Origin of the sequence: Kocuria sp. CNJ-770 (genome assembly GCF_001942375.1) — a bacterium.
Classification (GTDB): Bacteria; Actinomycetota; Actinomycetes; order Actinomycetales; family Micrococcaceae; genus Kocuria; species Kocuria oceani.
On the sequence record NZ_MKJW01000095.1, the window covers coordinates 1 to 19043 of the forward strand.

The 19043-nt window shown below is 74.8% G+C and carries 19 protein-coding genes and 1 pseudogene; 12 read left to right on the forward strand and 8 right to left on the reverse strand.

All coding sequences use genetic code 11. From position 1 onward, the window contains the following. The 4 genes from BJF77_RS09855 to BJF77_RS09870 all read left to right on the forward strand — a co-directional run. Nucleotides 1–1131 (forward strand): PLP-dependent aminotransferase family protein (locus tag BJF77_RS09855; protein ID WP_139318515.1); only part of this gene is annotated, 1131 nt, incomplete at its 5' end. Between the two features lie 93 nt (nucleotides 1132–1224). Next, nucleotides 1225–1815, forward strand: a complete 591-nt coding sequence (locus tag BJF77_RS09860) for a DUF308 domain-containing protein (RefSeq protein WP_082157618.1) — start codon at nucleotides 1225–1227, stop codon at nucleotides 1813–1815. A 60-nt stretch (nucleotides 1816–1875) separates the two neighbouring features. Next, nucleotides 1876–2355 (forward strand): hypothetical protein, encoded by a 480-nt coding sequence (locus BJF77_RS09865; RefSeq protein WP_075872046.1) that lies wholly within the window; start codon nucleotides 1876–1878, stop codon nucleotides 2353–2355. Between the two features lie 130 nt (nucleotides 2356–2485). Continuing rightward, on the forward strand, nucleotides 2486–2683 hold the full coding sequence (locus tag BJF77_RS09870) for a hypothetical protein (RefSeq protein ID WP_047805308.1): 198 nt from the start codon (nucleotides 2486–2488) through the stop codon (nucleotides 2681–2683). Nucleotides 2684–2764: 81 nt separating this feature from the next. Here the strand turns inward: BJF77_RS09870 and BJF77_RS09875 are convergent, their stop codons facing one another. The 3 genes from BJF77_RS09875 to BJF77_RS09885 all read right to left on the reverse strand — a co-directional run bounded on the left by BJF77_RS09875 (nucleotide 2765) and on the right by BJF77_RS09885 (nucleotide 5662). Next, a complete protein-coding gene (locus BJF77_RS09875) occupies nucleotides 2765–4996 on the reverse strand; it encodes a cation-translocating P-type ATPase (RefSeq protein ID WP_255396215.1) in 2232 nt (743 codons plus the stop codon). A 73-nt stretch (nucleotides 4997–5069) separates the two neighbouring features. After that, the gene (locus tag BJF77_RS19480; protein ID WP_047805333.1) at nucleotides 5070–5252 is read right to left on the reverse strand and encodes a cation transporter; all 183 of its coding nucleotides are present in this window, start codon (nucleotides 5250–5252) and stop codon (nucleotides 5070–5072) included. Nucleotides 5253–5347: 95 nt separating this feature from the next. Further along, nucleotides 5348–5662, reverse strand: coding sequence for a metal-sensitive transcriptional regulator (locus BJF77_RS09885; protein WP_047805310.1), 315 nt, complete (start codon nucleotides 5660–5662; stop codon nucleotides 5348–5350). Nucleotides 5663–5760: 98 nt separating this feature from the next. Between BJF77_RS09885 and BJF77_RS09890 the strand changes: the two are divergent. The 3 genes and pseudogenes from BJF77_RS09890 to BJF77_RS09900 form a co-directional block, all read left to right on the forward strand. Beyond that, nucleotides 5761–7677, forward strand: a pseudogene (locus tag BJF77_RS09890) (glycoside hydrolase family 15 protein); the annotation flags it as partial. A 79-nt stretch (nucleotides 7678–7756) separates the two neighbouring features. Then, nucleotides 7757–8479: an AzlC family ABC transporter permease gene (locus BJF77_RS09895; protein ID WP_075872063.1), complete on the forward strand. Its 723-nt coding sequence runs from the start codon at nucleotides 7757–7759 to the stop codon at nucleotides 8477–8479. Between the two features lie 2 nt (nucleotides 8480–8481). Further along, entirely contained in the window at nucleotides 8482–8787 is a 306-nt protein-coding gene (locus BJF77_RS09900) for an AzlD domain-containing protein (protein WP_255396216.1), read from the forward strand. A gap of 9 nt (nucleotides 8788–8796) precedes the next feature. Here BJF77_RS09900 and BJF77_RS09905 read toward each other — a convergent pair whose 3' ends face one another. The 3 genes from BJF77_RS09905 to BJF77_RS22335 form a co-directional block, all read right to left on the reverse strand. Further along, nucleotides 8797–9621 (reverse strand): alpha/beta fold hydrolase, encoded by an 825-nt coding sequence (locus BJF77_RS09905; protein WP_075872048.1) that lies wholly within the window; start codon nucleotides 9619–9621, stop codon nucleotides 8797–8799. A 26-nt stretch (nucleotides 9622–9647) separates the two neighbouring features. After that, complete coding sequence (locus tag BJF77_RS09910; RefSeq protein ID WP_075872049.1) at nucleotides 9648–11069, reverse strand: FAD-binding oxidoreductase; 1422 nt, start codon at nucleotides 11067–11069, stop codon at nucleotides 9648–9650. Nucleotides 11070–11356: 287 nt separating this feature from the next. Beyond that, complete coding sequence (locus BJF77_RS22335; RefSeq protein ID WP_075872050.1) at nucleotides 11357–12007, reverse strand: LuxR C-terminal-related transcriptional regulator; 651 nt, start codon at nucleotides 12005–12007, stop codon at nucleotides 11357–11359. Between the two features lie 387 nt (nucleotides 12008–12394). On the opposite strand from BJF77_RS22335, the gene BJF77_RS09920 reads away from it, so the two are divergent. The 3 genes from BJF77_RS09920 (at nucleotide 12395) to BJF77_RS09930 (ending at nucleotide 17127) form a co-directional block, all read left to right on the forward strand. Further along, nucleotides 12395–14569: a glycosyltransferase family A protein gene (locus tag BJF77_RS09920; protein ID WP_075872051.1), complete on the forward strand. Its 2175-nt coding sequence runs from the start codon at nucleotides 12395–12397 to the stop codon at nucleotides 14567–14569. 165 nt (nucleotides 14570–14734) lie between these two features. Beyond that, nucleotides 14735–16129: an OFA family MFS transporter gene (locus BJF77_RS09925; RefSeq protein ID WP_047805316.1), complete on the forward strand. Its 1395-nt coding sequence runs from the start codon at nucleotides 14735–14737 to the stop codon at nucleotides 16127–16129. 263 nt (nucleotides 16130–16392) lie between these two features. After that, the gene (locus tag BJF77_RS09930; protein ID WP_075872052.1) at nucleotides 16393–17127 is read left to right on the forward strand and encodes a GAF and ANTAR domain-containing protein; all 735 of its coding nucleotides are present in this window, start codon (nucleotides 16393–16395) and stop codon (nucleotides 17125–17127) included. Nucleotides 17128–17178: 51 nt separating this feature from the next. On the opposite strand, the gene BJF77_RS09935 is transcribed toward BJF77_RS09930, so the two are convergent. After that, nucleotides 17179–17394: a hypothetical protein gene (locus tag BJF77_RS09935; protein WP_047805318.1), complete on the reverse strand. Its 216-nt coding sequence runs from the start codon at nucleotides 17392–17394 to the stop codon at nucleotides 17179–17181. Between the two features lie 87 nt (nucleotides 17395–17481). Between BJF77_RS09935 and BJF77_RS09940 the strand changes: the two genes are divergently transcribed. Both BJF77_RS09940 and BJF77_RS22635 read left to right on the forward strand, forming a co-directional pair. Next, on the forward strand, nucleotides 17482–17871 hold the full coding sequence (locus BJF77_RS09940; protein WP_369821388.1) for an ABATE domain-containing protein: 390 nt from the start codon (nucleotides 17482–17484) through the stop codon (nucleotides 17869–17871). Next, nucleotides 17868–18068, forward strand: coding sequence for a CGNR zinc finger domain-containing protein (locus BJF77_RS22635; RefSeq protein WP_369821389.1), 201 nt, complete (start codon nucleotides 17868–17870; stop codon nucleotides 18066–18068). The genes BJF77_RS09940 and BJF77_RS22635 overlap by 4 nt, the downstream gene beginning before the upstream one ends. A gap of 6 nt (nucleotides 18069–18074) precedes the next feature. Here BJF77_RS22635 and BJF77_RS09945 read toward each other — a convergent pair whose 3' ends face one another. Then, nucleotides 18075–18905: a FadR/GntR family transcriptional regulator gene (locus BJF77_RS09945; protein ID WP_255396213.1), complete on the reverse strand. Its 831-nt coding sequence runs from the start codon at nucleotides 18903–18905 to the stop codon at nucleotides 18075–18077. Nucleotides 18906–19043: the final 138 nt, after the last annotated feature.

A 19043-nucleotide genomic window follows, 5' to 3' on the forward strand; every position in this document is an offset into this window, starting at 1 on the left:
GGCCGCGCCCCGGCCGAGGGCGAGGCGCTGCGCGAGCAGATCGCCGAGCACCTGCGGCTGATGCGCGGCGTGGTCCGGGACCCGCAGGACCTCTTCGTCACGGCCGGGGCGCGGGACGGGCTGCAGCTGCTGCTGGCCGCCCTGGGCGGCCTCGCCGGCCGCCCGCTGCGCGTGGCCGTGGAGGACCCCGGATACCCCTCCCTGCGCCGGGTGCCGGAACGGCTCGGCCACCGGGTGCTGCCCGTGCCGATCGACGACCACGGCCTCGACCCCGCCCGGCTGCCGTCCGGCGCGTGGTCGGGGGCGTGGTCGGGGGACTGGGAGATCGACCGGGCCCCCGACGCCGTGGTGGTGACCCCCAGCCACCAGTACCCCCTCGGGGCCTCGATGCCCGCGGCCCGCCGCCTCGAGCTGCTCGACTGGGCCCGCGCCCACGACGCCCTGATCGTGGAGGACGACTACGACTCGGAGCTGCGCTACGTCGGCGAGCCGCTCCCCGCGCTGTCCGCCCTCGACCACGGGCCCGGCGCCGCGGCGCGCCCGCCCGCCCCGGGCCGGCGGCTCGGGAGCGGCGGGCACGTGGCCACGCTCGGCTCCTTCACCAAGGTCCTCGCGCCGGGGCTGGGGGTCGGCTACCTGGTCGCCCCGCCGGCCCTGCGGGAGGAGCTGCTGCGGCTGCGCACCGACCTCGGCAACCCCGCCTCGGCGGTGGCCCAGGACGCGATGGCCCGCTTCCTCGCCGACGGCGGGCTGCGCCGGCACACCGCCCGGATGCGGCGGGAGTACCGGCGCCGGCGGGACCTGCTCGGCGCGGCGCTCGCCGGGGTCCGCGGGGTGCGGGCCGTGCCCATGGACGGCGGGCTGCACGCGGTCCTGGAGTTCACCGGGGAGGTGGCCTTCGAGGAGCAGGACGTCGTGGCCCGCGCCGCGGCGGCGGGCGTGCGGGTCGCCGCGCTGGGCTCCTACTGGGCGGAGGGCGCGCGCGGTGGGCGCCGCGGCGTCGTGGTGGGCTTCGGCGCCACCGGCGCCGCCCCGGAGGGCGACGCCCTGCCGGACGCCCTCGCGGTGCTGGCCCGGGTGCTCACGGCGCCCGGACCGGCGCCCGGACGGGCAGCCGGGGCCGCTCGCTAGACTGTGCCGTGGCCCGCGGGCCCCGCCCGGGCCGCCCCGCCCGGCCGCCGCACCGGGGCCCTGCCCGCCGCGCCGTCCCCGAAAGGCCTCACCGTGAACCCCGAACCGAGCACCGGCATCCACCGCGACCTGTTCGCGCCCACGCTGCTGCGCGCGCTCGTGGCCCTGTGCTTCGCCGCCGTGACCATCTTCTGGCAGGAGCCGTCGATGGGCGTGGTGGTCTGGGGCGTGGGCCTCTACCTCCTGCTGACGGGCGCGGCGAGCATCCTGCTGCAGCTGCGGCTCAACGGCAACGAGCACGTGGACCTGGGCCGCAGCCGGCAGGGCCCGCAGTCCTACGGCCTGCTCTACGCCGTGGGCGGGGTGCTCACGGTCCTCGGCGCGGACAGCCCCGGCGGCCTCGTGCTCTACGCCGGGCTCGTCATGGGTGTCGCCGGGCTCACCGAGCTCGCGCTCGGGCTGTCGTCCCGCACCACCTTCCCGCTGGGCCGGGACTGGACCATCGCCGGGCTCGTCACGGTCCTCGCCGCCACGGGCCTCGTGCTGGTGGCCGATCTCGGCGCCAAGGCCCTCTTCGGCGTGGTGGGCGCCGCCGCGGTGGTCATCGGCGTCACCCACCTGCTCGCCGCGCTGAGCCTGCGGCACGAGGACCGGCAGGGCCGGGCCCCCGCCGGAACGGCGTAGACTGGTCAACCGCACAGCAGGCCCCGACCTGCCGACGACACCGGTTCACGAGGAGGACGAGTGGCACAGCGCAAGGGCTCGCGAGGCGGCTTCCGGGCCGACGTCAAGGGCCCCCTGATCCTGTCCGCCGTGCTCGCGGCCGTGACCTTCGGCGGCGTCGCGGTCCTCGCCAGCGGCGGGACCGAGAACCAGCTGCGGCTGGACCTGGCCTTCACCGCGGCCGGCATCGTGTTCATCGTGGCCCTGGTGGTCAGCGCCACGCTCATGATCGTCGAGAAGCCCAACGACCCCCATCTCGGGGAGGGCACCGGCGTCAACCGCTCCTCGGCCAAGCTCTACGCCGAGGCGCGCGCCCGCCGCGAGGCCGCCGCACAGCCGCCCGGCGAGGCCGAGTTCGGCCAGCGCGTCCGTCCCGACACCCGCGGCGAGGACCTGCTCGGCCGGCGCCCCGCCGAGGACCCGGCCCCGGACACCGGCGGGGACACGGCCGGCGGCACGGGCGAGCGCACGGGCGGCGACGACGGAGCCCCCCGCCCCTGAGCCCCGGCGGCCGGCCTCGGGCCCCCGCTCCGGGGCCTTGGCCGCCGTCCGCCCGCTCAGTAGATTGGGCACCACCTGAGCAGCCGGGCCGACCCGCGCCCCCGCTCCAGACGCAGAGACGGGAAGCAGCATGAGCCAGCAGCCGGAGCCGCCCACCGAGGGCGACGAGGAGTTCGAGCAGAAGGTCGAGCAGCGGATGGCGGACACCCCGGACGCCGATCCGGAGGGCAGCTACTCGAACGCTCCCCAGGAGGGGCAGAAGAGCGACCTGCCGGTCCTCGAGGAGGACGAGGACAGCGTGGCCACCCCGGGCAGCAGCGACGCCTGACCCGCGGAGTGCGCACACGGCGACGCCCCGGGAGGACCGATGTCCTCCCGGGGCGTCCGCGTGTTCGGGCCCGTGCCCGGCTCAGCGGCCGAAGCCGCGCAGCCGCAGGGAGTTCAGCACCACGAACACGGAGCTGAAGGCCATGGCGGCGCCCGCGATCACCGGGTTGAGCAGTCCGGCGGCCGCCACCGGGATGGCCACCGTGTTGTAGGCGAAGGCCCAGAACAGGTTGGACTTGATGATCGACAGGGTCCGGCGGGACAGCGCGATGGCGGTGGGCACCGACCCCACGTCGCTGCGCACGATGGTGATGTCCGCGGCCTCGATGGCCGCGTCCGTGCCGGAGCCCATCGCGATCCCGAGGTCGGCCTGGGCCAGCGCGGCGGCGTCGTTGACGCCGTCGCCCACCATGGCGACCACACGCCCCTCGTCCTGCAGGTCGCGGACCACCGCGACCTTGCCCTCCGGGCTGACGTCCGCGACGACGTCCCCGGCGGGGATGCCGGCCTCGGCCGCGACCGCGCGGGCCACCGGCTCGTTGTCGCCGGTCAGGAGCAGGGGCCGCAGCCCCAGGCCCTGGAGCCGCGCGATCGCCTGCCTGGCGTCGTCCTTCACGGTGTCGCGCAGGTCCACGAATCCGGCCAGGGCCCCGTCGACGGCCACGAGGATCGTGGTGAACCCGCCCTCCTGGGCGCGCCGCAGCGCGTCCAGCTGGGCGGTGTCGAGGCGCACGCCGTTCTCGGCGAGCCAGGTGGTGCGCCCGACCACCACCGAGCGGGAGTGCATCCCGTCGGCCACGTGCGCGCGGACGCCGCCGCCGGGGGCCGAGACGAAGCCGGAGAGCGGGAACCGGTGCGGGGTGGCCTCGGCCACGGCCCGGGCGATCGGGTGCTCGGAGTGCTGCTCCACCGAGGCGGCGAGGTCGAGCACCTGGTCCCGGGAGTAGGCGCCCACGGGGGTCACCGCGGCCACGGAGAGCCGGCCGCTGGTCACCGTGCCGGTCTTGTCCAGCACCACGGTGTCCACGGTGCGGGTGTCCTCGAGCACCTCGGCGCCCTTGATGAGGATCCCCAGCTGCGCGCCGCGGCCGGTGCCGGTGAGCAGGGCCGTGGGCGTGGCCAGGCCGAGGGCGCACGGGCAGGCGATGACGAGGACGGAGACCGCCGCCACGAACGCGGCGTCGACGTCGCCGGTGAGCACCAGCCAGCCCACCAGCGTGAGCAGGGCGAGCACGAGCACGACCGGGACGAAGACCCCGGAGATCCGGTCGGCGAGCCGGGCCACGGGCGCCTTGCTCGTCTGTGCCCGGGCGACCGCACGGCCCATCTGGGCCAGGGTCGTGTCGGCGCCCACGCGGGTCGCCTCGACCAGCAGCCGGCCGTTCGTGTTGATCGTCGCCCCGGTCACGGTGTCGCCGACGCCCACCTCGACCGGCAGGGACTCGCCGGTGAGCAGGGAGGTGTCCACGGCGGAGCGGCCCTCGAGGACCACGCCGTCGGTGGCGATCTTCTCCCCGGGGCGCACCACGATCCGGTCCCCGGGCCGCAGCTGCTCGGCCGGCACGCTCGTCTCGACGCCGTCCCGCAGGACGACGGCGTCCTTGGCGCCCAGTTCGAGCAGCGCGCGCAGCGCCTCCCCGGAGCGGGCCTTCGCCCGGGCCTCGAGGTAGCGGCCCAGCAGGAGGAAGGCGGTCACGAGGGCGCCGGTCTCGAAGTACAGCTGGTGCCCGCTCATGTCCATGGTGTGGCCGAGCATCGCCCCGGCCGTCATGGCCGGGTCGCGCAGCAGGTTCCACAGCGAGAACAGGTACGCGGCGGACACGCCCAGGGACACGAGGGTGTCCATGGTGGAGGTGAGGTGCCGGGCGTTGAGGGCGGCCGAGCGGTGGAACGGCCATGCGGCCCAGGTCACCACCGGCAGGCTCAGCAGCGCGGCCAGCCAGCCCCAGTGCGGGAACTGGAAGCCGGGCAGCATCGAGATCACGAGCACCGGCACGGAGAGGGCGCCGGCCACGACCAGACGCCGGCGCAGGGAGTCGGGGGAGCGCAGCGAGGAGGCCTCCCGGCCGGAGACCCGCTCCATCGCGGAGACGGACCCGCCGCCGCTCCCGTCGTCGTCGGGCCCTCGGTGGGGCGCCGTCCTGATGACGGCCCCGTAGCCGGCGTTCTCGACCGTCCCGAGGATCTGCTCGTCGGTCACGCCCTCCGGGGCGTGGACCGTGGCGGTCTCCAGGGCGAGGTTCACGGAGGCGTCCACGCCGTCGAGCCTGCCGAGCTTCTTCTCGACCCGGCTCACGCACGAGGAGCACGTCATGCCGGTGATCTCCAGCTCGAGGGTGCGCAGGGGCCCGGCCGCCCGGCCGGGCACCGCCGCGCGCGTGCGGGTCTCAGGCAACCGAGTACCCCGCTTCCTCGACGGCGGCGGCGATCTCCTCGGACGTCAGCTCGCGGGAGGCGGTGACGACGACGGGGGACACGCCCCCGGCGACCAGGTCGACGTCGACGGACTGGACGCCGTCCAGCTCGGTCAGCTCCTCGGTGACGGACATGACGCAGTGCCCGCAGGTCATTCCGGACACGTTGACGGTGGTCTGCGCGGTGGTCTGCACGGTGGTCTCCTCTGGGGTTTCGGTGGGTGCGGGTCGGGGAGCGCGCGCGGGGCGGGTCAGCTCTTGAGCAGGCGCGCGATGGCCGCGGACGCCTCCTGGAGCTTGTCGTCCACGCTGGCGACGTCCCCGGACTCCTGGGCGGCCTCGACGGCGCCCACGACGCAGTGGCTGAGGTGCTCGTCCAGCAGGCCGAGGCTCACGGCCTTGAGCGCCGACTGGATCGCGGAGATCTGGGTGAGGACGTCGATGCAGTACTTGTCCTCCTCGACCATCCGGTGGATGCCGCGGACCTGGCCCTCGATGCGCCGCAGGCGCTTGAGGTACGCGTCCTTGTCCTGGGTGTACCCGTGCGGCGGCAGGGTCTGGGTCATGGGTCCTCCTCGGTCGTCCTGCCGACACTGTATACCCCTTGGGGGTATGGTTCAAGGGATGGGCCGGGAGCACCGCGGCGATGTGCCAATCTTGAGGCATGGCTTCACTGATCGAGGACTACGCCCTGCTCTCGAACATGCGCACGGGTCCGCTCGTCTCCCGCACCGGCTCGGTCGACTGGCTGTGCGCCCCGCGCTTCGACTCCCCCTCGTTCTTCGGGGCCCTGCTGGGCGAGGCCGATCACGGGCGCTGGCTGCTCGCCCCCTCCTGCACGGTCGCCGACGAGGCCGGCGGGGAGGTGCTCGACGAGGAGGAGAGCGGGGCCCAGGTCGCGGAGCGGTTCTACGTGGAGAACACCTTCGTGCTGCAGACCGTGTGGGTGACGGACTCCGGTTCCGTGCGCGTCACCGACTTCCTCCCGCTGACCTCCCGCACGGATCTCATCCGCCGCGTGGAGGGCCTCACCGGGGAGGTCGAGATGTACCAGGAGCTGCGGGTCCGCTTCGGCTACGGCGCCGTGGTGCCCTGGGTCAGCCGCTTCGAGGGGGAGGAGGACCCCGAGGGCGGGGACCCCGCCCCGCCCATGCTCGTGGCCATGGCCGGGCCGGACGCGCTCGTGCTGCGCGGCGAGCCCCTGCCCGAGTCCTCCGACGACGACGTGCGCCGCCACCGCGGGACCTTCACGGTCTCCGCCGGCCAGGCCCGGGACTTCGTCCTGACCCACTTCCCGTCCCACCGCACCCCGCCGGCGCCGGTGGACGTCAACGAGCAGCTCACCCGCACCGTGGAGCTGTGGCAGGACTGGTCGGGGCTCTACACCCCGCCCGCCGCCGAGCAGGACGAGCCGGTGCACATCGTCCCGGTCCGCGGCCACGCCGTGGCCCGGCGCTCGGACGTGGTCCGGCGCTCGCTGCTCGTGGTGCGGGCCCTGATGCACCAGGAGACGGGTGGGCTGGTGGCCGCGCCCACCACCTCGCTGCCGGACGTGGTGGGCGGCGAGCGCAACTGGGACCACCGCTTCTCCTGGCTGCGGGACGCGGCGATGGCCCTGGAGATCATGCTCGACCACGACCACGACCGGGAGGCCGTGCAGCTGCGCAACTGGCTGCTGCGGGCCGTGGCCGGGGACCCCCACGACCTGCAGAACATCTACGGGGTCGCCGGGGAGCGCCGCGGCCGCGAGCACCAGCTGGACCTGCCCGGCTACGAGCGCTCCCGCCCGGTCCGCGAGGGCAACGGCGCGGCGGGCCAGCACCAGACGGACGCCGTGGGCCATGTCATGGTCGTGTTCGAGAAGCTGCGCCGGCGCGGGGCGGTGGAGGACCACCTCTCCTGGCCGCTCCAGCAGGCGATGCTGCGCTCGGTGGTGGAGAACTACGAGGTCAAGGACCAGGGCCTGTGGGAGATGCGCGGCGAGCGGCAGTACTACACGCACTCCCGGGTGCTCATGTGGGCGGCCCTGCAGTCCGGCGTGGACGCGGTGCGCCTGCACGGGCTGCCCGGGGACGCGCCCGTGTGGGAGCAGCTGCGGGACGCCCTGGCGGAGGAGATCTGGACGAGCGGCTACGACCCGGAGGTCGGCTCCTTCGTGCAGTACTACGGGTCGAAGGCCGTGGACGCCTCCCTGCTGCAGCTGCCGCAGGTGGGCTTCGTGGCCCACGACGACGAACGGATGCTGGGCACCGTACGGCGGATCGAGGAGGAGCTGCGGCACCCGTGCGGGCTGATCCACCGCTACCGCAACGTCCTGGGGCCCGTGGACCCCAAGGACCCCGACGCCTACGCCGGGGTGATCGGCGTGGACGGGTTCTCGGGCCAGGACAACCCGCACCTCGGCGCGTCCCTGTGGCTGGCCGCCCAGTACGCCCGCTCCGGGCGCACCGACAGCGCCCGCAAGCTCGTGGACCTGGTCCTCTCCCGCGCCAACGACCTCGGCCTGCTGTCCACCGAGTGGTCGCCCGACCGGCGGCGGATGACGGGCAACTTCCCGCAGACCTTCGCCCACCTGGCCCTCGTCCAGGCGATGGACGCCCTGGACGCCGCACAGGGGCGCCGCACCGCGCCGGAGCCCCGGGAGCCTCGGGGGTCACCCCGTGAGCCACACCGTCCCCGTCGGCTGGCGGAGCTCGCCGGCGGTGCGGATCGGGCTGTCCCTGTCCGTGGCCACCGGGCTGTACGGGATCTCCTTCGGCGCGCTGTCCGTGGCGGCGGGTCTGAGCTTCTGGCAGACGGTGGCGCTGTCCGCGCTCATGTTCACGGGCGGGTCCCAGTTCGCGTTCATCGGGGTGGTCTCCGGCGGCGGGGCCGGGGCCTCCGCGCTGGGTGCTGCGACCCTGCTCGGGGTGCGCAACGCCGTCTACGGCATGAGCATGAACGCCCTGGTCCGCCCCCGCGGCGGGCTCCGGCTGCTCGCCGCGCAGGTGACCATCGACGAGTCGAACGCGGCGGCGTCCTCCCAGACCCACCCCGTCGAGGAGAGACGGGGGTTCTGGACCGCGGGGGTCGGGGTGTTCCTGCTCTGGAACCTGTTCACCGTGGTCGGCGCCCTGCTCGGCAACGCCCTCGGCGATCCCGCCCGCTGGGGTCTGGACGGCGCCGCCGTGGCGGCCTTCCTCGGGCTGCTGTGGCCCCGGCTCAGCGCCCGGGAGCCCGTGGCCGTCGCGGTGGTCTGCGCCCTCGTCACGGCGCTGACCATCCCGGTGCTTCCGCCGGGGCTGCCGATCCTGGTGGCCGCGGTGGTCGCCGCGCTCCTCGGCGGCTCCCGCCGCCGGGGGGCCGGCGCGGCCGCGCCCGGCCGGACGGAGGCCGGGGCATGAGCATGTGGTTCTGGGTCCTCGCGGCGTGCGCGCTGGCCTACGGGCTCAAGCTCGTGGGCTACCTCGTGCCGGACCGGGTGCTGGACGACCCCCGGGTGGGACGGATGGCGGGCACCGTCACGGTGGGCCTGCTCGCCGCCCTCGTGGTGATGAACGCCTTCGGCTCCGGCCAGGCGCTGGTGCTCGACGCCCGGCTCGGGGCCCTGCTGGTCGCGGGGGTCGCCCTGATGCTGCGGGCGCCGTTCCTGCTGGTCGTCGTCCTGGGCGCGGCCGCGGCGGCCGTGCTGCGGCTGCTCGGGGCCGCCTGAGCCGCGTCCTCAGCCGGGGTCCGGGGCGTCCGGCGCGTCGAGTTCCCGCCAGAAGGCGTCGACCAGCGCGTTCCACTGCTCCGGGGCCTCCTGGAAGGGCTGGTGGGACTCCTCCTCGAGCACCTGGAACCGGGCGCCGGGGATGAGGTCCGCGACGGCTCGGCAGAGCTCGGGCCGGGCCGTGACGTCCAGACCACCGGCCAGGACGTATGTCGGGACCGCGATCCGGGGCAGACGGTCGGTGGTCTCGTGGCGGAGGAACGCATCCAGGTGGCGCTGCACGTTCTCCGCCGGCTGCGGGTACGGGAAGGCGAGCACCTCGTCGATGAACCGGCTCACGGTGCCGTCGTTGTGCGCCCGCGGCGTGTAGATGAACAGGAAGAACCACTCCAGGAACTCGCGCTCCCCGGGGGCGGCCCCGACCAGCCAGCGGACGAAGCGACCCCAGGACCGGAGGTAGGGGTCCGGGACCGACCAGGTGCTCTGCAGCACGAGGCTCCGGACCAGCTCCGGGTGGCGCAGCGCCAGCTCCTGCGCGATGATGCTGCCCCCGGAGAAGCCCGCCACGTGGGCGGCGGGGACGCCGAGGGCCCGGAGCACCCCGGCGGCGTCGTCGGCCATGGCCGCCACCGACACGGGGCCGCCGGGCATGGCGGTGCGTCCCGCCCCGCGGTTGTCGAAGGCGGTGAGCCGGTACCGGTCGGCCAGCCCGTCCAACTGGAACTGCCAGGACTCGACGGTGTCGCCCAGCCCTCCGATCAGCAGGACGTCGGGTCCGCTGCCCACCTGCTCCGTCCAGATCTCGAGCTCTCCGGCGCGAACGTGCTGTCCCACGGGTCTGCCCTCCTCCGCCGGGCTCGTCAGGCGGCGCTCGGCACGATGTTGTGGTTGAGCCGGAAGATGTTGCCCGGGTCGTAGCGATCCTTCAGCTCCACGAGCCGCCGGTGCGTCCGTTCCCCGTAGGCCAGCCGGGCCGCCTCGGGGGTGACGGGGCCCTGCTCGGCGCCGAGGAAGTTCACGTACTGGCCGAGCTCGGCGAACGGCGCCATGGCGGCGTGGGCCCTCCGGGCGAAGGCGGTCAGGCGGGCGTCCTCGGACGGGTCCTGCCAGTAGCCGTAGACGTTGAGCCAGTACCGCGACGACCGGTTGGGGAAGGCCGTCGCCCCGGCGGGCACCCGGCCGAAGAAGCCCTCCATGTGGTGGATGTCGATGCCGGTGCCGAACCAGGTGACCTCGGTGGCGAAGCCGAGCAGGGCGTCGATCACCTCGTCGTCGAGGCGGGAGAAGGAGGCGTTCTTCCAGTAGCCGCGTGCGTCCCGGGGGAAGAGCTCGTCCATGGCCGACTGCCACTCGGGCCACTGCACCGGGCCGACCTCCTCCTCGTCGGGCGGCGCGTCCGCGCGCAGGCGCTCGACCAGGCGCAGGCCGTCCTCGTGGTCGGGCGACATCCAGGCGAAGCCGACGATGAGGAACGGCTCGTCGCCCATGCCGAAGCCGGGCGGCAGGCGCAGGATCGAGATGATGCTGTTCATCTCGTCCGGCAGGTCCGCGGTCCAGCGGGCGTAGGCCTGCAGCGCGGTCCGCCACTGGGCCCGTCGGTAGAACAGGTTCCCGCCGAGCACGGACGGCGGCAGCCGCCGGGCGAGGAAGGTGAAGGAGGTCAGCACGCCGAAGTTCCCGCCCCCGCCGCGGATTCCCCAGAACAGGTCCGGGTTGCGCTCCGCGTCGACGTGCAGGTGCTCCCGGGTTCCGGTGATCACCTCGGCGCCGACGAGGTTGTCGAGGGTGAGACCGTTGCTGCGGGTCAGCCAGCCCACGCCGCCGCCCACGGTCAGGCCGGCGACGCCGGTGGCGCTCACCACGCCGAGGGGCACGGCCAGTCCGTGCGGGGCGGTGGCGCGGTCGACGTCGGCGAGGGTCGCGCCGGGCTCCACGGTCACGTGCCGGGTCCCGGGGTCCACGTGCACCCGGCGCAGCGCGCTCAGGTCCAGGACGAGCCCGCCCTCCACCGTGCCGTGCCCGGCCACGTTGTGCCCTCCACCGCGCACGGCCAGCGGCAGGCCCGTGTGCTGGGCCGTGGCCAGCACCGGGTCGATGTCCGCCACGGAGCCCACCCGGGCGACGGCGCGCGGCCGCACGTCGATCATGCCGTTCCAGACCCGCCGCGCCTCGTCGTAGAGCGGATCGTCGGGCTCGACCAGTGTGCCGGTCAGTCGGGTCCGCAGCGCCTCGAGCGCCCGCGCGACCTCGTCGTCATGTTCCCCACGGTCCACGATCCCCATCGGACTGGCTTCCTGTGTGCGGAGGCGCTCGCCCCCGGACGAACCTCTGCGATCGGCGGCGCGCACGCCACCGCCGACGACGCCGGTCCGGGCCGCCCTGGACGTGCGCGTGGGCCGGGCCGGGGACGCGGGGCCGGTGCAGGACGCGGACCCGCGCACGATGGTGCCGGCCCCAGTCTAGGAACGGGTCGTGGGGAGGCACAACGGCCGGCGCGCAACAGGCCGGTCACGGTGGCCCCGCCCGGCTCCGGCCCGCCGCGGCGGTGTCCGTCCCGGTGCGGCGGACCTCAGGCGAGCGGCAGGACGGGCGGGATGATGCCGTCCTCGATGGCCCGCTTGTACAACTCGAGCTTGGTGCGCGCCGGGCGCTCCACGAGGGCGTACTTGCGCCGGATCCGCTTGAGGTGCTCCTCGACCGTGGACTCCGCGATCCGGAGCCGGGTGGCCACCTCCTGCTCCTGGAGGCCGTCCACGTAGAGCGAGAGCACCTCGCGCTCCCGGGCGGACAGCTTGGCCGGGGCCCGGCTGGGCAGCTCCGCGAGGGAGGCCTGGAGGCCGTCGCTCACGAAGTGGCCCAGCTGCTTGGCCAGCCGCATGGTCCGGAAGACCGCCTTGATCGGCTCGCACTTGCCCACCGCGCCCGAAGCCCCGCACGTGAAGGCCGAGCGGACGCGGACGAGCTCGTCCGGCGGCGTGAGGACCACCACGGTGTGCTCGTGCGCGACGAGGTCGGTGATGTTCTGCACCAGGCTGCGGCCGTCCTGGGTGTTGAGGCTCAGGAGCACCACGGCGGCCTCCGCCGCGTTCTGGGCCAGGAACTCCGGGACCGTCCCCGCCACGGCGCCGATCCGCACCCCGTGCTCGGGGTGCTCCAGGGACTCCCGCTGCATCGCGATGCGGGTCATGGGCTGGGGGCTGACGACGGCGGCGGTCAACATGGTGGGAACTCCTCGACTTCTCCCGCGACGGGGTGCGCGGGGTCTCCGGGGCCGGTCCGGCCCGGAGCGGCGACGGGCGGTCGACGACCCGGAGCGCCCTCCCGCCGCTCTCCTTCGTATGCCGGATCAGGCATGTACAGGGATTCGGTGGAGAGCGACCCGGGCGACGGTCCTGGACGTGGTCGCTGCCGGCGGAGACGGTGCTCTGTGGTTCCTCCACGATGACGGACCCGCTCGCACGCGGACAAGGCAGATTCGTACGGACCTGCAAGTCCGTACACCGTACGAGGGACAGTCCGTGTCCGGACCCCGTCGTGGCCGTCCCGGCGAGGGGCTGCCTGGGAGAATGGTGGTGCACCAGCCGCCGGAGGAAAGGCCTGTTCCGTCATGCGCATCGACGTCCTGAGCAGCACCGGCGGCCTGGAGCCGCACCTCGGTCAGGAGGACGGACCGGACCGCCTGCTCCAGCAGCTCGCGGCGCGCGGGATCGAGGCGGTGCTCGCGCGGCCTGGTGTCCCGCGGCCGTCCACGGAGACGGAGGCGGAGGGCCCCACCGCGCTGAGTCCTGCGGAAGAGGCGCCGCCGGCCACAGCGGGGCTTCTGCTGATCGGGACCGAGCACCCGGCCGACCGCGAGCTCCTCGCCGGCTGGCTCGAGGCGGCGCGGGCCGCGGTGCGGCACGGCCGGCCGGTCGTGGTCAGCGGCCTGGCCCTCGACGTCCGCGACGCTCCGGCGGAGGTCCTGCGCGAGCTGCTGGCCGCGGCCTCGCTCGTGGGGCTGAGGGACCAGCCCTCCGTGGCCCTGGCCCGCCGGCTCTGCCCGGAGCACCCCGGCCTGCACCTCGGCCGGGACGACACCCTCGACCTCCCGGATCCCGCCGTCCCACCGGGCTCCGCCCCTGCTCCCGTCCCTGCCGCTGCGCACGCCCCGGACCGGGTCCCGGGCCGGACGCACGAGGAGGCGCCCCATCAGGCACCGGGCCAGGCGCCGCCCGCGATCGTCGCGGCCCTCGAGCGCCCCGCCGGGCCGATCGGCCCGGAGGAGGCCGCCCCGGTGCTCGCCGCCCTGCTCGACGCCCTGGTGCACCGGGTGCCGGGCGCGGTCGCCGTCCTGCCGTGCCGTGCGGAGGACGCGGACTTCGCCGCGGCCGTCGCCGCGCACCTGCCGCGAGACGTCCGGCGGCACCGGTCGGCGCCGGGAGCGGCGGCGGCGCTGGTGGGGGCGGCCCAGCACCTCGTGACGACCTGCCCCCGCGCGGTCGCCCTCGGGCTCGCCGGCGGGGCCGACGTCCTCCCCGTGGGCACGGATACATATGCCGTTCAGCGCATGGACGCGGTGCTGCACCGGTGGGGGCTGGCCGGGCACGCGGTGCCGCTGGCCGCGCTGCTCACCCCCGGTGACGCGGCGTGGGACACCCGCGCCGCCGTCCAGCAGTGGGCCTCGGAGGCCGTCGAGCACCGGGCGGCGGTCCGCTCGGCCCTGGCCGACGCGGTGCCGGCCCTGCGCGCCGCGGGCGAGCGCTGGTGGGACGCGGTGGCCGAGGCCCTCCGCGGCGGGCGGGCCCAGCCGCCGCCCGCCGCGGTCGTCGCGCCGCGCGGGGTCGGGGCCCCGGTGGTGCGCGCCCTCCGGCACCGGTACGTCGTCCCCGCGGTGCCGCCCGCACGTCCCACGGTCGCCGTCGTGCTCCGGAGCCGCGGACGCTCCGCGGAGCTGGCCCGCGCCCTCGACGGCCTCCTGGCGCAGACCTTCACCGACTGGCAGCTGCTCGTGCTGGACGGCGGGGACGATCCCGCCGATGTCGACGAGCTCCTCACCGCGCGGCAGGCGGAGCTCGCGGATCGGGCGGCGGTTCTGCACCACCGTCGTGGCCTGACCCCGGGGGCCGCGGCCAACCGCGGCCTGCGCGCGGGGGACTCGGAGCTCGTGGTGCTCCAGGACGGCCACGACGAGTGGTCCCCCACGGTCCTGCAGCGGGCCGTGGCCCGGCTCGAGGACCCGCTGGCCACGGACGACGGAGTGGTGGTCCCCGGGCGCGGCCCGGACTCCGCGTCGCCGGCGCCCGCCGTCCCCAGCCTCACCGGCACGCTCGGCGGTGAGCGCCCGGAGTCCGGGGTGTTCGTGTACCGGCGCGCGGTGCACGGGGTGCTCGGCGACTACGACGAGACCCTGTCCGCCGCCGCGGACTGGGAGTTCCGCCTGCGCTTCCTCGAGACCTTCACCGTGGGTCTCGTCGAGGGCCCGCTGCGTCCCGTGCGGGCCCGGCAGGGAGGGGCGCCGGGTGCGGAGCTGCGCCGCCGGGACGAGCTGCTCGTGCGCGAACGGCACCTCAGGCAGTGGACCGCCGAGAACGGCATCGGCCTGCCGCTCCACCTGAGCCAGGAGCTCCGCACGCAGGCGGAGGGGCTGCACGCGCGCCTGGACGGCTCCGAGGCCCTCGCCCGCGAGCTCCTCGACCTCGTCCGCGCGCAGTCGGCCCGGCTCGAGCAGCTGGAGCGCACCGTCGCGGAGCGGGGCTTCGCCGCGTTCTGGCGACGCGTGTGGCGGACCCTGCGGGGGCGGTGACGCGGGTGGGCCGACCCGCTGGTCGACAGGGTGCTTTTCATCCGTGTCCTTGATGTGACATGATTCACCCTCGTGCGCCGTGGCGGGTGCGCCCGGACCCGTGCCCCCGGGCCGCCCCGGGTCCGCCCCGCCACGGCACGTCCGCAGCAGAGAAGGAGTCGAGTCATGGGCTGGCTGGATCGAGAGCACACGGTGGCACCCCCCGGCTTCAACCGCTGGCTCATTCCTCCGGCGGCCCTGGCGGTGCACCTGTGCATCGGCCAGGCCTACGCCACGAGCGTGTACAAGACCGCACTGGTGGAGCACTTCGACGCGAGCCTCACGGAGATCGGCATCATCTTCTCCATCGCGATCGTCATGCTGGGCCTGTCCGCGGCCGTCTTCGGCACGTGGGTGGACACCAACGGGCCCCGCAAGGCGATGTTCACCGCCGCCCTGCTGTGGTCCGGCGGGTTCCTGGTGGGTGCGGCCGGGATCTTCACCGAGCAGCTGTGGCTGGTCTATCTCGGCTACGGCGTGATCGGCGGGATCGGCCTGGGCATCGGCTACATCTCTCCGGTCTCCACGCTGATCAAGTGGTTCCCGGACCGCCCGGGACTGGCCACGGGCATGGCGATCATGGGCTTCGGCGGCGGCGCGCTGATCGCCAGCCCGCTCTCCGCGGCGCTGCTCAACGCCTACGACCCGGAGTCCGGCGGTCAGGGGTGGGTCGCGAGCGGCGACGCCGTGGGCAAGCTCTTCCTCACCCTCGCCGTCGTCTACCTCGCCTACATGCTCTTCGGGGCGTTCACCATCAAGGTCCCCGCCGACGGCTGGAAGCCCGAGGGCTTCGACCCGTCCACGGTCGAGACGAAGGCGCTCGTCACCAAGAACCACGTCTCCGCGAACAACGCGATCCGGACCCGGCAGTTCTGGCTGGTGTGGATCGTGCTGTTCTGCAACGTCACGGCCGGCATCGGCATCCTCGAGCAGGCCGCCCCCATGATCCAGGACTTCTTCCGCCAGGCGGACGGCGCGTCCCTCGTGACCGCCGGGGTGGCCGGCGGCTTCGTCGGGCTGCTGTCCATCGGCAACATGGGCGGGCGCTTCGTGTGGTCGACCACCTCGGACGTCCTGGGGCGCAAGCGCATCTACATGATCTACCTGGGCGTGGGGGCGGTCCTCTACACCGTGCTGGCCCTGTTCGGGTCGAGCTCCACGCTCCTGTTCGTGCTGCTGGCCTTCGTCATCATCTCCTTCTACGGCGGCGGCTTCGCCACGGTGCCGGCCTATCTGCGGGACCTCTTCGGGACGTTCCAGGTCGGGGCCATCCACGGCCGGCTGCTCACGGCCTGGTCCGCCGCCGGCGTCGCCGGGCCCCTCATCGTGAACGCGTTCCTCGACGCCCAGGGCACCCCTGGGGAGCTCACCGCGCAGGCCTACCAGCCCGCGCTGCTGACCATGGTCGGACTGCTCGTCGTGGGCTTCGTCGCCAACCTCCTGGTCAAGCCCGTGGACGCCCGCTACCACGAGCCCGACACCGCCCCTTCCGACACCAAGATCCTCGCGAAGGAGGCATGACATGAGCCGTGCACGACTGGCACTCGGCTGGGTCCTCGTCGGGGTCCCGCTGCTCTACGGGATCACCCAGACCGCCCTCAAGGTCACCGCCCTCTTCGTCTGATCCGCCGCGCGCAGGGTCCCGGCCGGCGGGTGCGCCCCGCCGCGGGCGCACCCGCCGGCCGTCCGCACCGGCCCGGATTCCTGGCACGATGGAGCCAGACCGCCACGGACCTCCGGGGCGGCCGCCGATCCGGCACCCGTACCGACGACAAGGGGACCCCATGACCGAGCACGACCCGAGCGGGGTGCCGGTGGCACAGTTGCAGGAGCTGCTGCTGGAGTCCGAGGACATCACCGCGTTCCTCGACGAGTTCACCGCGACCATGGCCCAGGCCCTGTCCACCGACGGGGACGAGGTGTGGTGCGCGGTGGCGCTGCTGCGGCCGCGGCGCTCGGCCACGGTGGCCTCCTCCAGCCCGCGGGCCGAGGCCCTGGACGAGATCCAGTACCACTACGGCGACGGGCCGTGTCTGGCCGCCGCCCGCGAGCACCGGGTGGTGCACGTGGAGGACACCAGCGCGGACACCCGCTGGCCGGACTACGGGAAGGCCGCGGCCGCGGCCGGGATCGGCGCCGCCCTGGGCGTGCCCCTGGAGCTCGGGGGAGAGGCGGCCGCCGGGCTGAACGTCTACGCCGAGCGGCCCGGGACCTTCGACGCGGCCACCATCGAGGTCGTCACCCGCCAGGTGGCCTCGGTGTCGGCGTCGCTGGCGCTGGCCGTGCGCCTGGCCCGCCACCGCGACACCGAGACCGACCTGCGGGCTGCGATGGAGTCCCGCACCACCATCGACCTGGCCGTGGGCATCGTGATGGCCCAGAACCGCTGCAGCCAGGAGCGGGCCGTGCAGATCCTCCGGGCCGCCTCCAGCCACCGCAACGTGAAGCTGCGCGACCTGGCCGCCGATCTGGTCGCCACCGTGTCCCAGGGGCCGACCAGCACCCACTTCGACGGCTGAGCGACCCTGCGGGGTGCCGTGCCCTCGCCGCCCGCCGCGCGATCCGCGGGATCAGCTCCGCCGCTGCGCCGCCGGCCGGGCGGCCTCGTGCAGGGCGGGGTAGGACGGCCCGTGCGCGCCGAGCACGGCCAGCCCGCGCCGGACGTTGTAGTACACGTCCCGCAGCGTCCAGGTGCGCAGCGCCGTGCGCTCCCGCCGCGGCACGGACAGTCTCCCCACGGTGGCGAGGAGGACGAGCAGCACCAGGATGTAGACTCCGCCGGCCATGAGGGGCTCCTTCTCGCGACCGATGTCGCGTAATGGTCTAAAATCACTACGCCACTCACGCTAGGCCTGGAAAGGATAAGTAGTCAAGTGCATTTTGCCTATGACACCGAGGACGTCCTCGAGTTCGACGTGGCGCTGCTCAACACCGCCCCCGGCGCCTCCCGCTCCGGGGAGGAGGAACTGGTGGACACCGAGCAGCTGCGGGTCCTCCTCGCGGAGCACGGCTGGTCCGGGCGCTTCGACCGCGACGAGCAGGAGCTGTCCGACGTGCTGGGGGTGCGGCACGACCTGCGCCGCATCTGGGCCCTGGAGCGGGACGCCATGGTGGCGGCGGTCAACGACGTCCTGGGCACCGACGACGTCGCCCCGCAGCTCGCGCGGCACGACGGCAAGGACTGGCACCTGCACGCCTCTCCGTCCCACGCGCCCCTGGCCACCCGGCTGCGCCTGGAGTCGGCCTTCGCCTGGTGGACGTGATCCGCTCGGACGAGACCGACCGGCTGCGGGTGTGCGAGGCCGAGGACTGCGAAGGGGTGCTCCTGGACCTCTCCCGCAACCGCTCCAAGCGCTTCTGCAGCCAGCGCTGCGCCAACCGCACCAACATGACGGCCTACCGCCGGCGCCGGGCCGAGGGCACGGAGCAGGGCGGCGGGATGTCCGACGCCGGCGGCTGAGGCGGCTCAGGCCCCGGCGCCGCCCCGCCCCTCGGCCGGACCGCCGTCCGCGTCCTCGGGCCGCGTGCCGGCCTCGGCGCCGCCCCGGTCCCCGGCCTCGCCCCGGGCCGAGGCGGCTTCCCCGGCTCCGTGGCCGAGGAAGCCCCGCAGCAGCGCCGCGGTGCCCTCCAGGTGGGCTAGGGCCGCGGCCCGGGCGGCGGGCGCGTCGCCGGTGAGGACGGCGTCCGCCATCTCGCGGTGCTGGCGGTCGGAGTGCTCCAGGTTGACCGGCAGCACCGGGATGCGGTCCAGCAGGTCGCTCGCCCGCGAGCGGACCTCCGCGACCGCCCGGACCAGGCTGGGGCAGCCGCCGAGCTCGGCCACGGCGATGTGGAACCGCGCGTCGGCGGGGCGGTAGTCCTCCGGGGGGCTCTCCTCGACCTGACGGAGGCAGGCCCGCAGATGGCTGCGTGCCGCAGCGCTCAGCGCGGCCCGGGCGGCGAGCTCGGCCGCCGCGGGCTCCACCACGGCGCGGAAGACGATCACGTCCTCGACCTCCGCGGGGTCCACGCGGGGGAGGTCCTCGTCCGGCAGGGCGGTCCGCCCGGTGACGAAGGTCCCCCCGTACCGGCCGCGCACCACCTCGAGCACGCCCGCCGCCTGGAGCTCGCGCAGGGCCTCCCGCAGCGTGGCGCGCGAGATGCCCAGCAGGGCCGCCGTCTCCCGCTCCGGCGGGAGCCGCTCGCCCCGGCGGAACAGGCCGAGGCGGATCGAGTCCAGGATCCGCTCGACGGCCTCCTCGAAGGCGTTGCCCTGCCGGACGGGCCGGATCAGCGGGTGCTGGACGGGGTCGCTCACGGTCGTGCACCTCCTCGCGCTCGGTCCTGCGCCCATCGTGCCACGGCCGCGCCGGCCGGCCGGTGCCCGGCCCCCGGCGGCGGGCGGTCGCGGCCCGCAGGGTCTTGACGGCCCCCGGTCGACCCCACAGACTGTCAG

Bases quoted from the DNA above. Each gene is read 5' to 3' on its own strand.
- BJF77_RS09900 (WP_255396216.1), top strand. From the start codon at position 8,482: ATGTGGTTCTGGGTCCTCGCGGCGTGCGCGCTGGCCTACGGGCTCAAG.
- BJF77_RS09910 (WP_075872049.1), bottom strand. From the start codon at position 11,069: ATGGGGATCGTGGACCGTGGGGAACATGACGACGAGGTCGCGCGGGCG.
- BJF77_RS09930 (WP_075872052.1), top strand. From the start codon at position 16,393: ATGACCGAGCACGACCCGAGCGGGGTGCCGGTGGCACAGTTGCAGGAG.
- BJF77_RS09925 (WP_047805316.1), top strand. From the start codon at position 14,735: ATGGGCTGGCTGGATCGAGAGCACACGGTGGCACCCCCCGGCTTCAAC.
- BJF77_RS09920 (WP_075872051.1), top strand. From the start codon at position 12,395: ATGCGCATCGACGTCCTGAGCAGCACCGGCGGCCTGGAGCCGCACCTC.
- BJF77_RS09875 (WP_255396215.1), bottom strand. From the start codon at position 4,996: ATGACGTGCTCCTCGTGCGTGAGCCGGGTCGAGAAGAAGCTCGGCAGG.
- BJF77_RS09885 (WP_047805310.1), bottom strand. From the start codon at position 5,662: ATGACCCAGACCCTGCCGCCGCACGGGTACACCCAGGACAAGGACGCG.
- BJF77_RS19480 (WP_047805333.1), bottom strand. From the start codon at position 5,252: ATGACCTGCGGGCACTGCGTCATGTCCGTCACCGAGGAGCTGACCGAG.
- BJF77_RS22335 (WP_075872050.1), bottom strand. From the start codon at position 12,007: ATGTTGACCGCCGCCGTCGTCAGCCCCCAGCCCATGACCCGCATCGCG.
- BJF77_RS09870 (WP_047805308.1), top strand. From the start codon at position 2,486: ATGAGCCAGCAGCCGGAGCCGCCCACCGAGGGCGACGAGGAGTTCGAG.
- BJF77_RS09935 (WP_047805318.1), bottom strand. From the start codon at position 17,394: ATGGCCGGCGGAGTCTACATCCTGGTGCTGCTCGTCCTCCTCGCCACC.